This is a genomic window from Diaphorobacter sp. JS3051 (assembly GCF_015832135.1).
GTDB classification, from domain to species: Bacteria; Pseudomonadota; Gammaproteobacteria; order Burkholderiales; family Burkholderiaceae_C; genus Diaphorobacter; species Diaphorobacter nitroreducens.
The window spans coordinates 2870766-2889022 of sequence record NZ_CP065406.1 but is presented as its reverse complement, the minus strand read 5'-3'; the positions used below and the strand labels follow the sequence as shown (position 1 = coordinate 2889022).

Here is an 18257-nt window from a genome sequence, read left to right as displayed (position 1 = left end):
GTGGAGGAGAAGCCGGCGCGGAGGCCGGGGGCTGCCGTGCCGGCAAGCGCCGGCCAGCGAAGTGGCGCGATGATTCCAGAGCCCGCGCCCAATCATTCGCCATAAAGCCGCGCTGACGTAGTGAAACACTCCGCCGCGGCGCGCAACTGTAACTGCCGGCGGCGCAAAACCTCAGGGTTACTACTGATTTGGGGCAGCAGACAGGTACGGCGCCAGGTAGCGGCCCGTGTGGCTGGCCGCATTGTGGGCCACCTGCTCGGGCGTGCCCTCGGCCACCACGGTGCCGCCACCGGCCCCGCCCTCGGGGCCCATGTCGATGACCCAGTCGGCGGTCTTGATGACGTCCAGGTTGTGCTCGATGACGATGATGGTGTTGCCCGCGTCGCGCAGCTGCAGCAGTACCTTGAGCAGCAGGTCGATGTCGGCGAAATGCAGGCCGGTGGTGGGCTCGTCCAGGATGTAGAGCGTGCGGCCGGTGTCGCGCTTGGAGAGTTCCTGCGCCAGCTTCACGCGCTGCGCCTCGCCGCCCGAGAGCGTGGTGGCGCTCTGGCCCAAGCGGATATAGGACAAGCCGACGTCCAGCAGCGTCTGCAGCTTGCGCGCGATCGTGGGCACGTCCTTGAAGAAGGCGTGGGCGTCCTCCACCGTCAGGTCCAGGATCTGGGCGATGTTCTTGCCCTTCCACTGCACCTCCAGCGTCTCGCGGTTGTAGCGCTGGCCGTGGCACACGTCGCAGGGCACGTACACGTCGGGCAGGAAGTGCATTTCCACCTTCACCACGCCATCGCCCTGGCAGGCCTCGCAGCGCCCGCCCCCCGAGCCCTGCGCCACGTTGAAGGAGAAGCGCCCGGGGCCGTAGCCGCGCTCCTTGGCGGTGGTGGTCTCGGCCATCAGTTCGCGGATCGGCGTGAACAGGCCCGTGTAGGTGGCCGGGTTGCTGCGCGGCGTGCGGCCGATGGGGCTTTGGTCGACATTGATGACCTTGTCGAAATACTCCAGCCCCTCTATGGTTTCGTGCGCTTCGGGCTCTTCGTGCGCGCGGTAGAGCTGGCGCGCCACGGCCTTGTGCAGCGTGTCGTTGACCAGCGTGCTCTTACCCGAGCCGGACACACCCGTCACGCAGGTGAACAGCCCCACCGGGAACTGCACGCTCACGCCCTTCAGGTTGTGCCCCGTGGCGCCCACCACGCGCAGCGCCTGCAATTGCCCCTGCGTGGCGCGGTGCTCGGCCAGGCGCTCTTTCTTGCGCAAGCTGGCAGCCGTCTCGGGAAAACGCGACTTGGGCTTCTTGTCGGGTTCGGGCGCTGCGGCGCTCTGTTGCAACACGGGCAGCCAGGGCGTGCGCCGCGCAGGCACCGGCAGGGTCTTGGCGCCGCTCAGGTACTGTCCGGTGAGCGATTGCGGGTTGGCGCACAGCTCGTCGTAGGTGCCCTGCGCCATCACGCGCCCGCCATGCACGCCCGCGCCGGGCCCCATGTCCACGCAGTGGTCGGCGGCGCGGATCATGTCCTCGTCATGCTCCACCACGATCACGCTGTTGCCCAGGTCGCGCAGCCGCGTGAGGGTGGCGATCAGCCGGTCGTTGTCGCGCTGGTGCAGGCCGATGCTGGGCTCGTCCAGCACGTACATCACGCCGGTCAGGCCGCTGCCGATCTGCGAGGCCAGGCGGATGCGCTGCGCCTCGCCGCCGGAGAGCGTCTCGGCGCTGCGGTCCAGGCTCAGGTAGGACAGGCCCACGTCGTTCAGGAAGGTGAGGCGCGCGGCGATCTCGCGCACGATCTTGCCGGCGATCTCGGCCTTGGCGCCGGCCAGCTGCAGCGACGCGAACCACTGCAGCGCGTCCGCCAGCGTGCGGTGGCTCACGTCGTAGATGCCCAGCGCGGCGTCGCCCTCGCCCACCTTCACATGGCGCGCTTCGCGGCGCAGGCGTGCGCCGTGGCATTCGGGGCAGGGCTGCGCGCTGCGGTAGCGCGCGAGGTCTTCGCGCACCACCGCCGAGTCCGTGTCGCGGTAGCGCCGCGCCATGTTGGGCAGGATGCCCTCGAAGGGGTGCTTCTTGACGATGGGCTTGCCCTTGTTCGGGCCGCTGTCCAGCAGGTAGCTGAAGGCGATCTCTTCCTCACCCGAGCCGTGCAGGATGACCTCGCGCACGCGTTCGGGCAACTCCTCGAAGGGCGTCTCCACATCAAAGCCGTAATGCCGCGCCAGGCTCTCCAGCATGGCGAAGTAGTAGCCGTTGCGCCGGTCCCAGCCCTTGATGGCGCCGCTGGCGAGGCTGATGGCCGGGAAAGCCACCACGCGCGCGGGGTCGAACACCTCCTGCTGGCCCAGGCCGTCGCACGCGGGGCAAGCGCCCGTGGGCGAGTTGAACGAAAACAGGCGCGGCTCCAGCTCGGGCAGGGAGTAGCTGCACACCGGGCAGGCGAACTTGCTGGAAAACAGGTGCTCCTGGCCCGAGTCCATCTCCAGCGCCAGTACCCGGCCGTTGCCCTCGTGCCCGCCCACCCGCAGGGCGGCCTCGATGCTCTCGGCCAGGCGCTGCTGGGCGTCGGGGCGCACCTTCAAGCGGTCGATCACCACGTCGATGTCGTGCTTCTCGGTCTTCTTGAGCTGCGGCAGACTTTCGTGCTCGTAGATCTGCCCGTCCACGCGAAAGCGTACGTAGCCCAGCGCCTGCATCTGCATGAACAGCTCGGTGAACTCACCCTTCTTCTGGCGTGCCACGGGCGCCAGCAACATGAGCTTGGTGTCCTCGGGCAAGGCCAGCACCGCATCCACCATCTGGCTCACGGTCTGCGACGACAGCGGCAGGCCGTGGTCCGGGCAGTACGGCGTGCCCGCGCGCGCGAACAGCAGGCGCAGGTAGTCGTGGATCTCGGTCACCGTGCCCACGGTGGAGCGCGGGTTGTGGCTGGTGGCCTTCTGCTCGATGGAAATGGCCGGCGACAGACCCTCGATCAGGTCCACATCGGGCTTGTCCAGCCGCCCCAGGAACTGCCGCGCATAGGCCGACAGGCTCTCTACATAGCGGCGCTGCCCTTCGGCATACAGCGTATCGAACGCCAGGCTGGACTTGCCCGAGCCCGACAGCCCGGTGATCACCACAAGCTGGTTGCGCGGGATGTCCAGGTCGATGTTCTTGAGGTTGTGCGTGCGCGCCCCGCGGATGCTGATGCGCTGCTCGCGCAGGACCTGCGCCAGTGGGCGCCCTCCGGCCGCATCGGCAGGCGAAGGGTGGCGATCGTCGGAGGGTGGCTCGAAGGTGGGCATCGCGCGTGCCTGGAGGCAAACGCACGATGATAGGTCACCCACCCCGCCCGCGCAGAAGCCGCGGCCGGAGCGCCCTGGGCGTCAGTCTGGTAAGCCATGCAGATGCTCCCAAAAAAATAGCTGTTTGCGCTCATCTGTATTGCATTTGACCGCGATTTCATGCCCAATTCGCCACACGCCGCGATGGCCCGCCCTGCCGCGTGCGGCCCGGCCATGGGTGAGAATCACCGCTTTGACTTGCCCCCGCGCCCGTGCCGGACACCACCACACCCACTCCGCCCTCCACCGCCATGACCCCGATGGAGCGCCGCGCCAGCGTCAGCCTGGCGCTGATCTTCGCGCTGCGCATGCTGGGCCTGTTCCTGGTGCTGCCGGTCTTTGCCCTCGAAGCCCGCAAGTACCCGGGCGGCGACGACCCCGCCCTGGTGGGGCTGGCCATGGGGATCTACGGGCTCACGCAGGCGGTGCTGCAGCTGCCGCTGGGCATGGCGTCGGACCGCTTCGGGCGCAAGCGTGTCATCGTCCTGGGGCTGCTGGTCTTCGCCGCGGGCAGCCTGCTCGCCGCGCTGGCCGACTCGGTGATGGGGCTGCTGGTGGGGCGCGCGCTGCAAGGTGCGGGCGCGGTGTCCGCCGCCGTCACGGCGCTGCTGGCCGACCAGACACGCGACGCGGTGCGCACCAAGGCCATGGCACTGGTGGGCGCCAGCATCGGGCTGATGTTCGCCATCGCCCTGGTGGCGGCGCCGCTGCTGGCCGCGCACATCGGCCTGGCCGGCCTCTTCGGCCTGACCTGCGCGCTGGCGCTGGGCGGCGTGGCCGTGGTGCTGTGGATGGTGCCGCCCGAGCCGGTGCAGCATGCCGACGCGCCGCGCGGGCGCCTGGCCGACGTGTGGCGCCATGCCGACCTGCTGCGCCTGAACCTGGGCGTGTTCGTGCTGCACACGGTGCAGATGGCCATGTGGGTGGCCGTGCCGGCCCTGCTGGTGCAGGCCGGCTTGCCCAAGGACGCGCACTGGCAGGTGTACCTGCCGGCCGTGGTGCTGTCCTTCGTCGCCATGGGCGGGCTGTTTGCCATGGAGCGGCGCGGGCGGCTGCGCGCTGCGCTGCTGGTCGCCATTGGGCTGGTGCTGGTGGTGCAGATGGGCTTTGGCCTGCTGGCGGCCGGAGGCGCTGCGCCATCGCTGATGCCGGTGGCGGCGCTGCTGTTCATCTTCTTCTGCGGCTTCAACGCGCTGGAGGCCACGCAGCCCAGTCTGGTGTCGCGCATGGCGCCGGCCAACCTGCGCGGCGCGGCGCTGGGCGCCTACAACACGCTGCAGTCGCTGGGCCTGTTCGCGGGCGGTGCGCTGGGCGGCGCGCTGGCGAAGTGGGCGGGCGCGCCGGGGTTGTTCACCGCCACCGCCGTGCTCACGGCCCTGTGGTTGCTCATCACCTGGCCACTGCGACCGGTGGGACGCGGCGGCGGCCACTGATTTTTTCACCCTCCGGCGCACCGGCGGCGTGCAAGCCGCTATGCTGCGCACCTGCGGCCTCGCAGGGGTCGCCTGTTGGACTCATCTGGCCCGGAACCCTTCCCTGCCGTCCGGGCTAAGCACAAGGATTTTTCATGGCATCCGTGAACAAAGTCATCATCGTCGGCAACCTGGGGCGCGACCCCGAGATGCGCACCTTCCCCAGCGGCGACCAGGTCGCCAACGTGCGCATCGCCACGACGGACCGCTGGCGCGACAAGAACACCGGCGAGAACAAGGAAGCCACCGAATGGCACAGCGTGGTCTTCAACGGCCGCCTGGCCGAGATCGTGGGCCAGTACCTGCGCAAGGGCTCCCAGATCTACGTGGAAGGCAGCCTGCGCACGCGCAAATGGACCGACCAGAGCGGCCAGGAGCGCTACACCACCGAAATCCGCGCCGACACCATGCAGATGCTGGGCAGCCGCCAGGGCATGGGCGGCGGCCAGGGCGGCGGCTATGACGACAGCGGCTACGGCGACAACGGGGGCGGTGGTGGTGGCGGCTACGAGGCCCCGCGCCGCGCCGCACCCGCGCCGCGCCCCGCCCCCCCCGCGGCCCGCCCCGCCCCCGCGCCCGTGGCACAGCCGCCGCGCGCCGCATCGGGCTTTGACGACATGGACGACGACATTCCGTTCTGATTCGGCCTCGCACCAAGCACAACGGGCGCCCCAGGGCGCCCGTTTGCTATTGCAGTGATAGCTGCTCGCGCTGGATGGACAAGCGCTGCAGCCCAAAAACACTCAAATCAGTGCACCACCATGAGGGAGAACGGCCAGACATAGGCCTGCATCGTCACGTACAGGCCCACCAGGCAGGCCAGCGCGATGGAGTGGAAGAACACGTAGCGCAGGATGTCGCCCTCGTGGTCGAACCAGCGGGTGGCGGTGGAGGCCACGACGATGGACTGCGCGTCGATCATCTTGCCCATCACGCCGCCCGAGCTGTTGGCTGCGCCCATCAGGTTGGGCGACAGGCCCAGCTGCTCGGCTGCCACCTTCTGCATGCCGCCGAAGAGCACGTTGGAGGCCGTGTCCGATCCCGTGAGCGCCACGCCGATCCAGCCCATGAGCGTGCCGAAGAACGGGTACAGCACGCCGGTATTGGCAAAAGCCAGGCCCAGCGTGGTGTCGGTGCCCGAATAGCGCGTGAGCGTACCCAGCGCCAGCATCAGCACGATGGTGAGCAGCGAGTAGCGCACCAGCCAGAAGGTGCGGAAGAACGTGGTGACGATGGCCACCGGGTTGTACTTCATGACCAGCGCGCTCACCACGGCCGACAGCAGGATGCCCGTGCCGGTGGCCGACAGCAGGTTCAGCGTGTAGACGGCGGCCTCCTTGTGCGGCGCGGGCACCACGGGCGGCACCTTCTCGATCAGGTTGTGCAGCCCGGCCATGGGGAAGGCCGGCGCGAAGATGCCATTGAGCCAGGCCTTGACCGAGGGCAGGCCCCAGATGAACACGAACACCGACAGGATGACCCAGGGGGTCCAGGCGGCCACCAGCGCCTGGGTGCTGTGGCGCTTGACCGGCTGCGGCGGCTTGGCCTCTGCGGCGCTGGGGTCATGCCCGCGCAGCGAGGGCGACGTCCACACCGTCTTGGGCTTCCACACGCGCAGGAAGGCCACCAGGCAGACCATGGAGACGATGGCGGCGATGATGTCCACCAGTTCCGGCCCGATGAAGTTGGACACCAGGAACTGCGGAATGGCGAAGGACACGCCCGTCACCAGGATGGCCGGCCAGATTTCCATCATGCCCTTGCGGCCGGCGAAGGCCCAGATCAGCCAGAACGGCACCAGCAGCGAGAAGAAGGGCAGCTGGCGGCCGATCATGGCCGTCACCTCCATCAGGTCGTAGCCGTGCACCTTGGCCAGCGTGATCACCGGCGTGCCCAGGGCGCCAAAGGCCACCGGCGCCGTATTGGCGATCAGCGACAGGCCCGAGGCCGCCAGCGGCGAGAAGCCCAGGCCGATCAGGATGGCGGCCGTCACCGCCACGGGGGTGCCGAAGCCGGCCGCGCCTTCAAAGAACGCGCCGAAGCAAAAGGCAATCAGCAAGAGCTGGATGCGGCGGTCTTCCGTGATGCCCGACAGCGAGTCCTGCAGCACGGCGAAGCTGCCGTTCTGCTCGGTGAGCTGGTGCAGGAAGATGATGTTCAGCACGATCCAGCCGATAGGCAGCAGGCCGGTGAAACCACCGAACAGCGCCGCACGGCCGGCCATGTCGCCCGGCATGCCGTAGACGAAGACCGCCACGAGCAGCGCCGTGATCAGGCCCATGCCTGCCGCGATATGCGCCTTGATGTGGAAAAAGCCCAAGGCCGCGAGCATGACCACCACCGGCAGCGCGGCCAGTGCGGTGGAGATGACCATATTGCCCAGTGGGTCGTAGATTTGTTGCCAGACCATAGCCTGTGCCCCCTGTTGTTGTCCCGGTTTTGGAAGGAGAAATGCCTCGCACGCCCAGTACCGGAGGTCAACCGGCTGGAGCGGCGCGGACGAGACTGTAGAAAGCCCGCCCGCGCCGCAGCGTGAAAAAACCGGAGACCGGTGCTGAAGCAATTTCACACCATAGCAGGGACTCAGGTCCGGCATCCCGGCTATTCGGGTATCCCCTGATGTCGCCTACGCCCCCCGGGGCGGGCTTTCAGCCGTTCACGGCCGCAATCACCCCACCGCCCAGGCACACCTCACCGTCGTACAGCACGGCCGACTGGCCCGGCGTCACGGCCCACTGCGCCTCGGGGAACTGCAGGCTGAAGGCGTCGCCCTGTGCGGCCAGCACCGTGCAGGCGGCGTCCTGCTGGCGGTAGCGCGTCTTGGCGGCGCAGGCGCCTGCTGCGGGCGGATGGCCGGCAATCCAGCTCGCGTCCTGCGCATCCAGGCGGTGCGACAGCAGCCACGGGTGGTCGTGGCCCTGCACCACGCGCAGGGTGTTCGTCTCCAGCTCCTTGCGGGCCACGAACCAGGGCGCATGGTCGCCCGCGCCGCGCACCGGCTGGCCAGACGGTGCTTTCGCCCCGGCGCCTTTTTCCTTGACACCGCCGATCCCCAAGCCCTGCCGCTGGCCCAGCGTGTAGAACGACAGGCCTACGTGGCGGCCCAGCTTGCGCCCGCGGTCGTCCAGGATGGGGCCGGGTGCATGCTGGATGTAGCGGTTGAGGAACTCGCGGAACGGTCGCTCGCCGATGAAGCAGATGCCGGTGGAGTCCTTCTTCTTGGCGTTGGGCAGGCCGATGTCGGCAGCGATGCGGCGCACCTCGGTCTTGTGCAGCTCACCCACGGGGAACAGCGTCTTGGACAGCTGCGCCTGGTTCAGGCGGTGCAGAAAGTAGCTCTGGTCCTTGGACGGGTCCAACCCCTTGAGCAGCTCGAACAGGCCCGTGGCCGGGTTCTGGCGCACGCGCGCGTAGTGGCCGGTGGCGATCTTCTCGGCGCCCAGGCGCATGGCGTGGTCCAGGAAGGCCTTGAACTTGATCTCGGCGTTGCACAGCACGTCCGGGTTGGGCGTGCGGCCGGCCTGGTATTCGCGCAGGAACTCGGCGAACACCCGGTCCTTGTACTCGGCGGCAAAGTTGACGTGCTCGATCTCGATGCCGATCACGTCGGCCACGCTGGCCGCGTCCAGGAAGTCCTGGCGGCTGGAGCAGAACTCGCTGTCGTCGTCATCTTCCCAGTTCTTCATGAAGATGCCGACCACCTCGTGGCCCTGCTGCTTGAGAAGGTGCGCCGTGACGGCGGAGTCCACGCCCCCCGACAGGCCCACCACGACCCGGTGTTTTTTCATCGCCGGGCCGCCCCAGGATGAAAAGCGGCCCCCTTGGGGGGCAGCGACCACACGAAGTGGGGAGCGTGGGGGGGATGTTTCATAGGTGTGCGATTATCCCAGCCCACCCCGGCCGGGCGGCGCCTGGGGTCAACCGGGTGTTGGAGACGATGGAACTGCGGCAATTGCGATATTTCGTGCGGGTGGTGGAGCTGGGCTCCATGAGCCGCGCCGCGCTCGACCTGAACCTGGTGCAGTCCGCGCTGAGCCAGCAGATCACGCGGCTGGAGGGCGAGCTGGCCACGCGCCTGCTGCACCGCACGCCGCGCGGCGTGGCCCCCACCGAGGCCGGCGCTGCGTTCTTCCGCGAGGCGCAGCTCACGCTGCGCCATGCCGAGCAGGCGGTGCGCGCCGCCCAGCAGGCGCGGCTGTCGGGCACCGTCACCGTGGGCCTGGCGCCCACCACCTCGGCGCTGCTGGGGCTGCCGCTGATGCAGGCCATGCGCGCGCGCTACCCCGACGTGCGGCTGCACATGGTGGAGGGCATGTCGGGCCACCTCTCGGCCATGCTGCATGCGCGCGAGCTGGACCTGGCCGTGCTGTTCGACTCGCGCCTGCACCAGGCGCAACTGGCCGGACGCACCCAGCGCTGGCAAATCCAGCCGCTGCTGGAAGAAGACCTGTTCCTGATGCGCGGCGCCGCCGCCCCGCGCCTGGCCGCCGAGGTGGCGATCACCGAGCTGCGCGAGGAGCCGCTCATCCTGCCCACCGGCCCGCACGGCCTGCGCAGCACGCTGGACACGGCCTTTGCCAGCGCGGGCATCGCCCCGCATGTGGTGCTGGAAGTGGACTCGCTGGCCATGGTGATGGCCGCGGTGGACGCCGGTCTGGGCTCCACGCTGCAGCCCTGGGCGGCACTGGGCCGCTACCCGGACGCGGCCACGCGCTTTCAGTGCGCGCGCCTCACGGGCGCGCCGGCGCGGCGCGTGAACCTGCTGTGCAGCCTGCCGGACGAAGAGCTGTCCCCCGCCGCACTGGCCGCGCGCGTGGTGCTGCTGGACTGTGCCCGCGGTCTGGTCACCGAGGGCCGCTGGATCGGCACCTCACTGCTGGCGCAGGCACCGGCAGGGGTTCCCGCCCCGTAGCGGCTGCTTTCGGGCGTCGCGCCCGGGCGCGCAGCCATCACCGTTCGTGATACCCCCATACCCGCCCGCGGCTGCACGGCTGGCGGGCCGCTGCCTACAGTCCACGCTCGACTGCTGCGCCCCTCGCCCCTGCCTGGCGCGCCCCCACGAGCGAAACCTATGCAATCTCCCCCGATGGACACCGATGTCCTGGTCATCGGCGGCGGCAACGCCGCCCTGTGCGCCGCGCTGATGGCCCGCGAGGCCGGCAGCCGCGTGCTGCTGCTGGAATCGGCCCCGCGCGCCTGGCGCGGCGGCAACTCCGCCCACACCCGCAACCTGCGCTGCATGCACGACGCGCCGCAGGACGTGCTGGTCGATGCCTACCCTGAAGAAGAGTACTGGCAGGACCTGCTGAAGGTGACCGGCGGCCAGACCAACGAGCACCTGGCGCGCCTGGTGATCCGCGCGTCCAGCACCTGCCGCCCCTGGATGCGCCGCCACGGGGTGCACTTCCAGCCCGCGCTGGCCGGCACGCTGCACGTGGCGCGCACCAATGCCTTCTTCATGGGCGGCGGCAAGGCGCTGGTGAATGCCTACTACCGCAGCGCCGAGGCGCTGGGCGTGCAGGTGCGCTACGAATCGCCCGTGGAGCGCATCGAGATCGAGAACGGCACCTTCCAGGCCGCTTGGGTGAAGGGCCAGCGCATCACCGCCAGGAGCTGCGTGCTGGCCGCCGGCGGCTTCGAGTCCAACCGCGAATGGCTGCGCGAGGCCTGGGGCCAGAACGCGCGCGGCGAGTGGCCGGCGGACAACTTCCTGATCCGTGGCACGGCCTACAACCGCGGCGTGCTGCTGAAGCACCTGCTCGACGACCACGGCGCCGACCGCATCGGCGACCCCACGCAGGCGCACATGGTGGCCATCGACGCGCGCGCGCCGCTGTACGACGGCGGCATCTGCACGCGCATCGACTGCGTTTCGCTGGGCGTGGTGGTCAACCGCGAGGGCGAGCGCTTCTACGACGAGGGCGAGGACTTCTGGCCCAAGCGCTATGCCATCTGGGGTCGCCTGGTGGCGCAGCAGCCGGGGCAGATCGGCTACTCCATCATCGACAGCAAGGCCATCGGCCGCTTCATGCCGCCGGTATTCCCCGGGGTGAAGGCCGACAGCCTGCCCGCGCTGGCCGAAAAGCTCGGCCTGCCCGCAGAGACCTTCATGCAGACGCTGAACGCCTACAACGCCGCCTGCCGCGTGGGCCAGTTCGACCACACCACGCTGGACGACTGCCACACCGAGGGCCTGACGCCCGCCAAGACCCACTGGGCGCGGCCCATCGACACCGCGCCGTTCTACGGCTACGCGCTCAAGCCCGGCGTCACCTTCACCTACCTGGGCCTGCACACCGACGACACCGCCGCCGTGCGCTTCGCCGACCAACCCAGCCGCAACCTGTTCGTGGCGGGCGAAATGATGGCCGGCAACGTGCTGGGCAAGGGCTACACCGCGGGCGTGGGCATGTCGATCGGCACGGCCTTCGGCCGCATCGCCGGGCGCAACGCCGCGCTGGCCGCCGCGGGCCAGGCTGCCGCGCACGGCGCGGTGAACGACGAGGGCTGAACACCATGCAAACCCTGAAATCCCTGACCGACGAAGCGATAGGCCTGGCCCAGGGCGGGCCCGCCCGCGTGATTCCCATCGTGCCCGCGCCGGCGCAGAGCGCCGCCGAGACCGAGGTGGCGCGGCAGATGCAGATCTGCAACGCCTGCCGCTACTGCGAGGGCTTTTGCGCCGTGTTCCCGGCCATGACGCGCCGCCTGGACTTCACCCAGGCCGACGTGCACTACCTGGCCAACCTGTGCCACAACTGCGGCGCCTGCCTGCACGCCTGCCAGTACGCGCCGCCGCACGAATTCGCCGTGAACATCCCGCAGGCCATGGCCCAGGTGCGCGGCCAGACCTACGCCGACTACGCCTGGCCGCCCGCGCTGGGCCGGCTGTACCGCCGCAACGGCCTCACGCTGTCGCTGGCCCTCGTGGCCGCGCTCACGCTGTTCCTGGTGCTGGGCGCCGCGCTGCAGGGCGGCGGGCTCGGCGCGCTGTGGGGCGCGGACCTGGGCGGCAACTTCTACCGCCTGTTCCCGCACAACCTGCTGGTGGGCCTGTTCGCGCCGGTGTTCCTGTTCGTGGTGTTGGCCTTGTCCATGGGCGTGCGCCGCTTCTGGAAGGACGTGAAGCCCGCCACCAGCGGCGCCGACGTGAGCGCCCCCGCCGCCACCGAGGCCGCGCACGACGTGCTGCGCCTGAAGTACCTGGACGGCGGCCATGGCGACGGCTGCCACAACGAGGACGACGCCTACACCCTCAAGCGCCGCCGCGCGCACCACCTCACGTTCTACGGCTTCCTGCTGTGCTTTGCCGCGACCTCGCTGGCCACGGTGTACCACTACGTTTTCGGCTGGCCGGCGCCCTACGAGGCACCCAGCATTCCCAAACTGCTGGGCGTGGCGGGCGGCGTGATGCTGGTGCTGGGCACGATCGGCCTGTGGTACCTGAACCGCACGCGCCACCCCGCACACGGCGACGCCGCGCAAAAGCCCATGGACCTGGGCTTCATCGCCCTGCTGTTCCTGGTGGCCGCCAGCGGCCTGGCGCTGTGGCTGGTGCGCATCACCCCGTCGGCCGCGCCCGCGCTGGCCCTGGTGCTGTGCCTGCACCTGGGCGCGGTGATGGCCCTCTTTGCCACGCTGCCCTACGGCAAGTTCGCCCACGGCGTGTTCCGCACCGCCGCGCTGCTGCGCCACACCACCGAAAAGCGCCAGCCCAACCCTATCGGGCTGGGCAGCGATTGATTGCTTCTAAAACCATAGCTGTTAGCGCTTGATGGATAAGCGCTAGAGCACCATTTGACTTACAACGACTAAAGGAGCCTCGCCATGAAAAAACGCACCCTGATCCAGGCCGCCGCCGTGGCCCTCACCTCCATCGCCTGGGCCGGCCCGGCACTGGCGCAGGACTTTCCGCCGGCCAAGCCGGTCACGCTGGTCGTGGGCTTTGCGCCCGGGGGCGCAGCCGACGCGGCGGCCCGCCTGATCGCCAAGAAGCTGGCCGAGAACATCGGCCAGTCCGTGGTGGTGGAGAACAAGGGCGGCGCGGGCGGCAACATCGCCCACCAGCAGGTGGCCGCGGGCGTTTCGGATGGCACGGTGCTGCTGTTCGGCTCGGTGGGTCCGCTGACCATCGCGCCGCACCTCATGAAGCTGCCCTACGACCCGTTCAAGGACCTGGCGCCGATCTCGGGCGGGGTGTACTTCCCCAACGTGCTGGTGGTGCACAAGGGCGCGGGCGTGAAGACCCTGGCCGAGTTCGTGCAGCTGTCCAAGGCCAAGCCCGGCAGCGTGGACTATGCCTCCACCGGCGCGGGCTCGGCCTCGCACCTGGCGGGCGAGCTGTTCAACCAGCGCGCCGGCATCGACATGGTCCACGTGCCCTACAAGGGCGGCGCCCCCGCGCTGCAGGACCTGCTGGGCGAGCGCGTGACCAGCTACTTCGCCGCGCCGCCCACCGCCATGCCGCACGTGGAGGCGGGCAAGCTGATTCCGCTGGCCACCACGGGCCTGACGCGCCCGGCCTACCTGCCGAACATCCCCACGGTGGCGGAATCGGGCTTCCCGGGCTTTCAGGCGCTGAACTGGTACGCCTTCGTGGCCTCGGGCAAGACGCCCGCGCCGCTGCTGGAGCGCTGGAACAAGGAGATCGTGAAGGCGCTCAACGACGCCGGCGTGAAGGAGGCCCTGAACAAGCACGGCCTGTCGCCCCACCCCACCACGCGCGCCGAGCTCGCCAGCTTCATGAAGAAGGAATACGACCAGTGGGGCGCCATCGTGCGCGAGCGCAAGATCACCGCGCAGTGAACTCCCCATGAGCAGCTGCGCCGCATCCCCCTGCTCTCGCTTTGCGAAAAGGAGGGGCGACGGCCAGTGACCGTGCCAAGCCCGCGCCACGGCGTCTGCTGGCTTGGCTGGCGCTGCGAGCCAAGCCCAGCGCCCTGATCCTCAGCCCGGCGTCCGCAGCACGCTGGCGTCGGTGTGGATCAAGTCCAGCGGCGCGCGCCGGCCGGCCAGGTAATCCTCGACGCACTGCAGCACCAGCGGGCTGCGGTGGCGCGCGCTGCAGCTGCGCAGCTCCTCGGGGGTGAGCCACACGGCGCGCAGGATGCCGTCGTCCAGCGACCGCCAGGCGTGGTGCGCGCCCACATTGCCCGCAAACGCAAAGCGCAGGTAGGTGATGTCATCCCCCGTGCGCGTGCGCGTGAAGCGGTTCAGGTACACGCCCACCAGCGCCGTGGGCTCGAAGTCGTAGGCCGTCTCCTCCAGCACCTCGCGCACGCAGGCCTGGATGGGCGACTCTCCCGGGTCCAGGTGGCCCGCGGGGTTGTTCAGCCGCAGCCCGTCGGCCGTGTCTTCCTCGACGAACAGAAAGCGGCCCTCGCGCTCGACGATGGCGGCCACGGTGACGTTGGGTTTCCAGCGGTTTGGCATGGCCGCGATTATCACCAGCGCATGTGGACACTTTCTGACGGCTTGCGCTGGGTCAAGTTCCGGCGCGCCCCGAACGCGCAGCGCTCGGGATAATCCCCACCCCATGCTGCAGCGCATTCGCCACCACCGACGCCTGGGCTCCGCGGTCCTCGCGGTGTTCGTGTGTGCGTGGCTGGTGGCGCTGTGGGCCAACGTGCAGGTGCGCCAGGCGCTGCCGGCAGTCGACCTGGCGCACCTGGACGTCTGCTTCGCCGCACCCGCGGGTGACCCCGCGCCGCACGCCGACCCGGCTGCGCACGACAGCCACCATGCCGACCCCGGCTGCCTGCTGTGCATTGCCCTGGCCACACCGCCGGCGCTGACGCTGGCCGCCCTGCGCCCGCCCGCCCCGCACGTGCACCCCGCACAGCGCAGCCGCGCGCCGGCCGTGGCGGCCTGGCGCGCCCAGGCGCCGCTGCCCCCGCGCGGCCCGCCTTCCACCCACGCCTGACTGCAACCACCCGCCGGCCCATGGGGCTGGCGCCTTCCGTTGTTTGCCTGCGCGCTGATCTGCCGCCCCCGCGGCCGAGCAGCGCCGGGCGTGGATTTCTCATGACTGCATATTCCTTCCGCGCGCCTGCCTTGCGGTGCGCACCCTTGTCCTCGCACCTCACCCCCTGCGCGCTGGCCTGCGCGCTGCTGCTGGCAGGCCCGGCCCTGGCCGCGAACGACGCCGTGAACAACGCGGCCGCGGCCCCCGAGCACACGCTGCGCGACGTGGTCGTCACGGCCGTGCACGACCACTCGCCCGTGCAGGTGGTGGCCGACCCCAAGCAGCCGCGCCAGCCCGTGCCGGCCAGCGACGCGGCCGACTACCTCAAGACCATCCCGGGCTTCTCGGCCATCCGCAGCGGTGGCTCCAACGGCGACCCGGTGTTCCGCGGCCAGTTCGGCTCGCGCCTGCCGCTGCTGACCAACGGCACGCAGCTGCTGGGCGCCTGCCCGGGGCGCATGGACGCGCCCAGCTCCTACATCTCGCCCGAGACCTACGACACGCTCACCGTCGTCAAGGGGCCGCAGACCGTCGTCTGGGGGCCGGGCACCTCGGCCGGCGTGGTGCGCTTTGACCGCGAGCGCCCTGACTTCACCGAACCCGGCGTGCGCCTCAGCGCCAGCCTGCTGGGCGCCAGCGCCGGGCGCAACGACCAGAACGTGGACTTTCAGGCCGGCAACGCGCAGGTGTACGTGCGCGTGACCGCCAACCATTCCCACGGCCAGGACTACAAGGACGGCGACGGACGGCGCGTGCCCTCGGCCTGGGACAAATGGAACACCGACGTGGCGCTGGGCTTCACGCCCGACGCCGACACGCTGCTGGAGCTGAGCGCCGGCACGGGCGACGGCGAGGCGCGCTACGGCGGGCGCGGCATGGACGGCACACAGTTCAAGCGCGAGAGCTGGGGCCTGCGCTTTGAGAAACGCCACCTCACACCCTGGCTGGCCAAGCTGCAGGCACAGGTCTACGGCAACCGCGCCGACCACGTGATGGACAACTTCACGCTGCGCACCTTCCAGCCTGGCGGCAGCATGTCCATGCCCATGGCCAGCAACGTGCGGCGCACCACTGAGGGCGCGCGCGTGGCCGCCACGCTGCAGTGGCAGCCCGACTGGCAGCTGGAGACGGGCCTGGACGCACAGCGCAGCCCGCACGACAAGCGCAGCGGCACGCCCAGCGTGCCCTACGACAGCAAGCCCTGGATGCGCGACGCCAAGTTCGAGAACCTGGGCGCATTTGCCGAACTGTCGTGGCAGGCCCAGGCCGACACGCGCTGGGTGGGCGGCCTGCGCCTGGACCGCGCCGAAGCCTGGCGCTACCCTGCCCCGAGCGGCATGGGTGGCATGGCCCCGGCGGCCGGCGCGGACCACCGCACGCGCTCGGCCATGCCCAGCGGCTTCGTGCGCTGGGAACGCACGCTGGCGCCGCAGGGCGCGTTGGTCTACGCGGGCCTGGGGCACGTGCAGCGCTTTCCGGACTACTGGGAGCTGATCTCCCCCGGCAACAGCGCGGCCAGCGCCGGCAACGCCTTCGCCACGCTGCGCCCCGAGAAGACCACGCAGCTGGACATGGGCGCGCAGTGGAAGGGCGCGGACTGGCAGCTGTGGACCTCGGCCTATGTGGGCGTGGTGCGCGACTACATCCTGTTCGACTACACCGGCATGAAATCGGCCGTGCGCAACGTCGACGCCCGCACCGCCGGGCTGGAGCTGGGCGCCAGCCAGCGCCTGGGCACGGCGTGGACGGCGCAGGGCACGCTGGCCTACAGCTGGGGCCGCAACACCAGTGAAGGCCGCCCGCTGCCGCAGATGCCTCCGCTGGAGGCGCGCCTGGGCCTGGAATACGCCCAGGGCCCGTGGAGCGCCGGCGGCTTGTGGCGCCTGGTGGCCGCGCAGCACCGCCATGCCAACGGCCAGGGCAACGTGGTGGGCCGCGACCTGGGCGCGAGCGCCGGCTTCGGCGTGCTGTCGCTGCACGCGGGCTACCGCATCAACGCGCAGCTGAAGCTTGCCGCCGGGGTGGACAACCTGCTGGACAAGAACTACGCCGAGCACCTGAACCTGGCGGGCAACGCCGGCTTCGGCTACCCGGGCGGCGTGCGCATCAACGAACCCGGCCGCACGCTATGGCTGCGCGCGGACCTGCAGTTCTAGGCTTCGGAGGCAATTGAAAAGATAGCTGGTCGCGCTTGCCGCATGGGGCTTTCAGGCACAAAACATGCTGAAACCCTTTGATGGCAAGCGCTAACAGCTATCGTTTTTACAGTGCCTGCGCCATGTACACCGCGCCAGCGCCGTAGCTGTCCAGGTGGCGCTGCTGCGCGGCGTCCTGCACCAGGTGCGCGGCATAGCCCTGGCGCGCCCAGTAGGCTTGCGAGCCCTGCACCGACACCAGCGCCGTGTGGCGCAGCCCTGCCGCGCGGGCCCGCGGCAGCAGCCGCGTAAGCAACGCACGCGCCAGGCCGCGGCCAGCGCAGGCGGGCAGCACCGCCATGTCGTGCAGGTACAGGGTATCGGGCGCCGGCACGGCATCGAAGTCGCCGTGCAGCGGCGTGACCTTGCCCAGCAGCGAGTGGTAGGCCGCCAGGTAGGCGGCCACGCGCCCCTCATGCTCCAGCACCAGCGAGCAGTTCACGGGGCTGGCCAGGCGGCGGGCAAACACCTCGGCGCTTTCGACGTAGGCGTCGCCGTAGCAGGCGCGCTGCACCGCCAGCAACGCGGGCAGGTCAGCCGGCGTGAGGGCGCGCGGCGCGCCGGTCATCGCTGCGGCGGCAGGGCCCTGGACGGGTGCGGAAGGTAGTCGTCCAGCGACAGGCCCTTCTCTTTCAGCAGCCCCTCCAGCACCGGCGCCAGGCGGCCCAGGCTTTCCTGCACGGCCTCGCGCACGGTGTCCACCACCACCTGGGTGCTGCGCTCGATCTCGATGTTCAGGCGGTCACCCACCTGCACGTCCTCGAACACGGTGGCGCGGCGCGTCTCGGGGATCAGCCAGACCTCGAACCAGCCCTCGGCGCGGTCCACCTCGGCCACGGTGAGGCTGGCGCCGTGGAGGGCGATGTAGCCCTTGGCGAACACGTAGCGCCGAAACGCCTCGGGCACAGCCACGCGCCACACCAGGTTGTTGTCCAGTTCGCGCCGCTGCACCAGTTGCCCGGTGAAGTCGATGTGGCCCGACAGGGGGTGGCCGCCGATCTCGGCGCCCTCCTTGGCGGCACGCTCCACGTTCACGCGGTCGCCCACGGCGTAGCTGCCCAGCGTGGTGATGTTCAGGCTTTGCAGCATCACGTCGAACGTGGCGCGCGTGGGCGAGAGCATCTCGGTCACCGTGAGGCACACGCCGTCCGTCGCCACGCTGGCGCCGATGGCGAGGTCCTGGCAGAAGCCAGCGGGGAATTCGAGGGTGAAGGTGCGCAGGCCGGCGCGGTCGTCGATGGCGGCGATGGTGGCCGTGGCTTGGACGATGCCTGTGAACATAAACGTGGATTTCCTTGGGCAGTGCAACCTGCCCCG

14 protein-coding genes are annotated in these 18257 nt (G+C 69.9%); 8 read left to right on the top strand and 6 right to left on the bottom strand.

The features are described from left to right. Positions 1-180: 180 nt before the first annotated feature. On the bottom strand, positions 181-3270 hold the full coding sequence (gene uvrA, locus I3K84_RS13785; protein WP_196994775.1) for an excinuclease ABC subunit UvrA: 3090 nt from the start codon (positions 3268-3270) through the stop codon (positions 181-183). A 290-nt stretch (positions 3271-3560) separates the two neighbouring features. Here uvrA and I3K84_RS13780 point away from each other — a divergent pair, with 290 nt between their 5' ends. Next, positions 3561-4742 (top strand): MFS transporter, encoded by a 1182-nt coding sequence (locus tag I3K84_RS13780; RefSeq protein WP_011807146.1) that lies wholly within the window; start codon positions 3561-3563, stop codon positions 4740-4742. Between the two features lie 134 nt (positions 4743-4876). Beyond that, positions 4877-5422 carry a single-stranded DNA-binding protein gene (ssb, locus tag I3K84_RS13775; protein ID WP_015914621.1) on the top strand — a complete coding sequence of 182 codons (546 nt, stop codon included), beginning with the start codon at positions 4877-4879 and terminating at the stop codon, positions 5420-5422. 107 nt (positions 5423-5529) lie between these two features. Here the strand turns inward: ssb and I3K84_RS13770 are convergent, their stop codons facing one another. Both I3K84_RS13770 and mnmA read right to left on the bottom strand, forming a co-directional pair. Then, positions 5530-7191 (bottom strand): L-lactate permease, encoded by a 1662-nt coding sequence (locus tag I3K84_RS13770; protein WP_011807148.1) that lies wholly within the window; start codon positions 7189-7191, stop codon positions 5530-5532. A gap of 238 nt (positions 7192-7429) precedes the next feature. Next, entirely contained in the window at positions 7430-8569 is a 1140-nt protein-coding gene (gene mnmA / locus I3K84_RS13765) for a tRNA 2-thiouridine(34) synthase MnmA (RefSeq protein ID WP_172208987.1), read from the bottom strand. Positions 8570-8718: 149 nt separating this feature from the next. Here mnmA and I3K84_RS13760 point away from each other — a divergent pair, with 149 nt between their 5' ends. From I3K84_RS13760 to I3K84_RS13745, 4 genes are all read left to right on the top strand, one after another. Further along, entirely contained in the window at positions 8719-9693 is a 975-nt protein-coding gene (locus I3K84_RS13760; RefSeq protein WP_088888058.1) for a LysR substrate-binding domain-containing protein, read from the top strand. Between the two features lie 174 nt (positions 9694-9867). Then, a complete protein-coding gene (gene tcuA / locus I3K84_RS13755; RefSeq protein ID WP_370567829.1) occupies positions 9868-11292 on the top strand; it encodes an FAD-dependent tricarballylate dehydrogenase TcuA in 1425 nt (474 codons plus the stop codon). Positions 11293-11297: 5 nt separating this feature from the next. Next, positions 11298-12524 (top strand): tricarballylate utilization 4Fe-4S protein TcuB, encoded by a 1227-nt coding sequence (gene tcuB / locus I3K84_RS13750; protein ID WP_011807152.1) that lies wholly within the window; start codon positions 11298-11300, stop codon positions 12522-12524. 84 nt (positions 12525-12608) lie between these two features. Further along, a complete protein-coding gene (locus I3K84_RS13745; RefSeq protein ID WP_196994773.1) occupies positions 12609-13586 on the top strand; it encodes a tripartite tricarboxylate transporter substrate binding protein in 978 nt (325 codons plus the stop codon). 141 nt (positions 13587-13727) lie between these two features. Here I3K84_RS13745 and I3K84_RS13740 read toward each other — a convergent pair whose 3' ends face one another. Beyond that, complete coding sequence (locus I3K84_RS13740) at positions 13728-14213, bottom strand: NUDIX hydrolase (RefSeq protein WP_047349257.1); 486 nt, start codon at positions 14211-14213, stop codon at positions 13728-13730. 103 nt (positions 14214-14316) lie between these two features. Here I3K84_RS13740 and I3K84_RS13735 point away from each other — a divergent pair, with 103 nt between their 5' ends. Next, positions 14317-14703, top strand: a complete 387-nt coding sequence (locus I3K84_RS13735; protein ID WP_196994772.1) for a hypothetical protein — start codon at positions 14317-14319, stop codon at positions 14701-14703. 101 nt (positions 14704-14804) lie between these two features. Further along, positions 14805-16901: a TonB-dependent copper receptor gene (locus tag I3K84_RS13730; protein ID WP_231403331.1), complete on the top strand. Its 2097-nt coding sequence runs from the start codon at positions 14805-14807 to the stop codon at positions 16899-16901. A gap of 106 nt (positions 16902-17007) precedes the next feature. On the opposite strand, the gene I3K84_RS13725 is transcribed toward I3K84_RS13730, so the two are convergent. Next, positions 17008-17508 carry a GNAT family N-acetyltransferase gene (locus I3K84_RS13725; RefSeq protein WP_196994770.1) on the bottom strand — a complete coding sequence of 167 codons (501 nt, stop codon included), beginning with the start codon at positions 17506-17508 and terminating at the stop codon, positions 17008-17010. Next, the gene (locus I3K84_RS13720; protein ID WP_196994769.1) at positions 17505-18221 is read right to left on the bottom strand and encodes a riboflavin synthase subunit alpha; all 717 of its coding nucleotides are present in this window, start codon (positions 18219-18221) and stop codon (positions 17505-17507) included. Before I3K84_RS13720 ends, I3K84_RS13725 begins: the two co-directional genes overlap by 4 nt. Positions 18222-18257 lie beyond the last annotated feature (36 nt).

Coding starts and splice junctions, on each gene's coding strand:
- tcuA (WP_370567829.1), top strand. CDS start 9,868: ATGGACACCGATGTCCTGGTCATCGGCGGCGGCAACGCCGCCCTGTGC.
- I3K84_RS13780 (WP_011807146.1), top strand. CDS start 3,561: ATGACCCCGATGGAGCGCCGCGCCAGCGTCAGCCTGGCGCTGATCTTC.
- uvrA (WP_196994775.1), bottom strand. CDS start 3,270: ATGCCCACCTTCGAGCCACCCTCCGACGATCGCCACCCTTCGCCTGCC.
- I3K84_RS13760 (WP_088888058.1), top strand. CDS start 8,719: ATGGAACTGCGGCAATTGCGATATTTCGTGCGGGTGGTGGAGCTGGGC.
- I3K84_RS13740 (WP_047349257.1), bottom strand. CDS start 14,213: ATGCCAAACCGCTGGAAACCCAACGTCACCGTGGCCGCCATCGTCGAG.
- I3K84_RS13770 (WP_011807148.1), bottom strand. CDS start 7,191: ATGGTCTGGCAACAAATCTACGACCCACTGGGCAATATGGTCATCTCC.
- I3K84_RS13735 (WP_196994772.1), top strand. CDS start 14,317: ATGCTGCAGCGCATTCGCCACCACCGACGCCTGGGCTCCGCGGTCCTC.
- I3K84_RS13725 (WP_196994770.1), bottom strand. CDS start 17,508: ATGACCGGCGCGCCGCGCGCCCTCACGCCGGCTGACCTGCCCGCGTTG.
- I3K84_RS13745 (WP_196994773.1), top strand. CDS start 12,609: ATGAAAAAACGCACCCTGATCCAGGCCGCCGCCGTGGCCCTCACCTCC.
- mnmA (WP_172208987.1), bottom strand. CDS start 8,569: ATGAAAAAACACCGGGTCGTGGTGGGCCTGTCGGGGGGCGTGGACTCC.
- ssb (WP_015914621.1), top strand. CDS start 4,877: ATGGCATCCGTGAACAAAGTCATCATCGTCGGCAACCTGGGGCGCGAC.
- I3K84_RS13730 (WP_231403331.1), top strand. CDS start 14,805: ATGACTGCATATTCCTTCCGCGCGCCTGCCTTGCGGTGCGCACCCTTG.
- I3K84_RS13720 (WP_196994769.1), bottom strand. CDS start 18,221: ATGTTCACAGGCATCGTCCAAGCCACGGCCACCATCGCCGCCATCGAC.
- tcuB (WP_011807152.1), top strand. CDS start 11,298: ATGCAAACCCTGAAATCCCTGACCGACGAAGCGATAGGCCTGGCCCAG.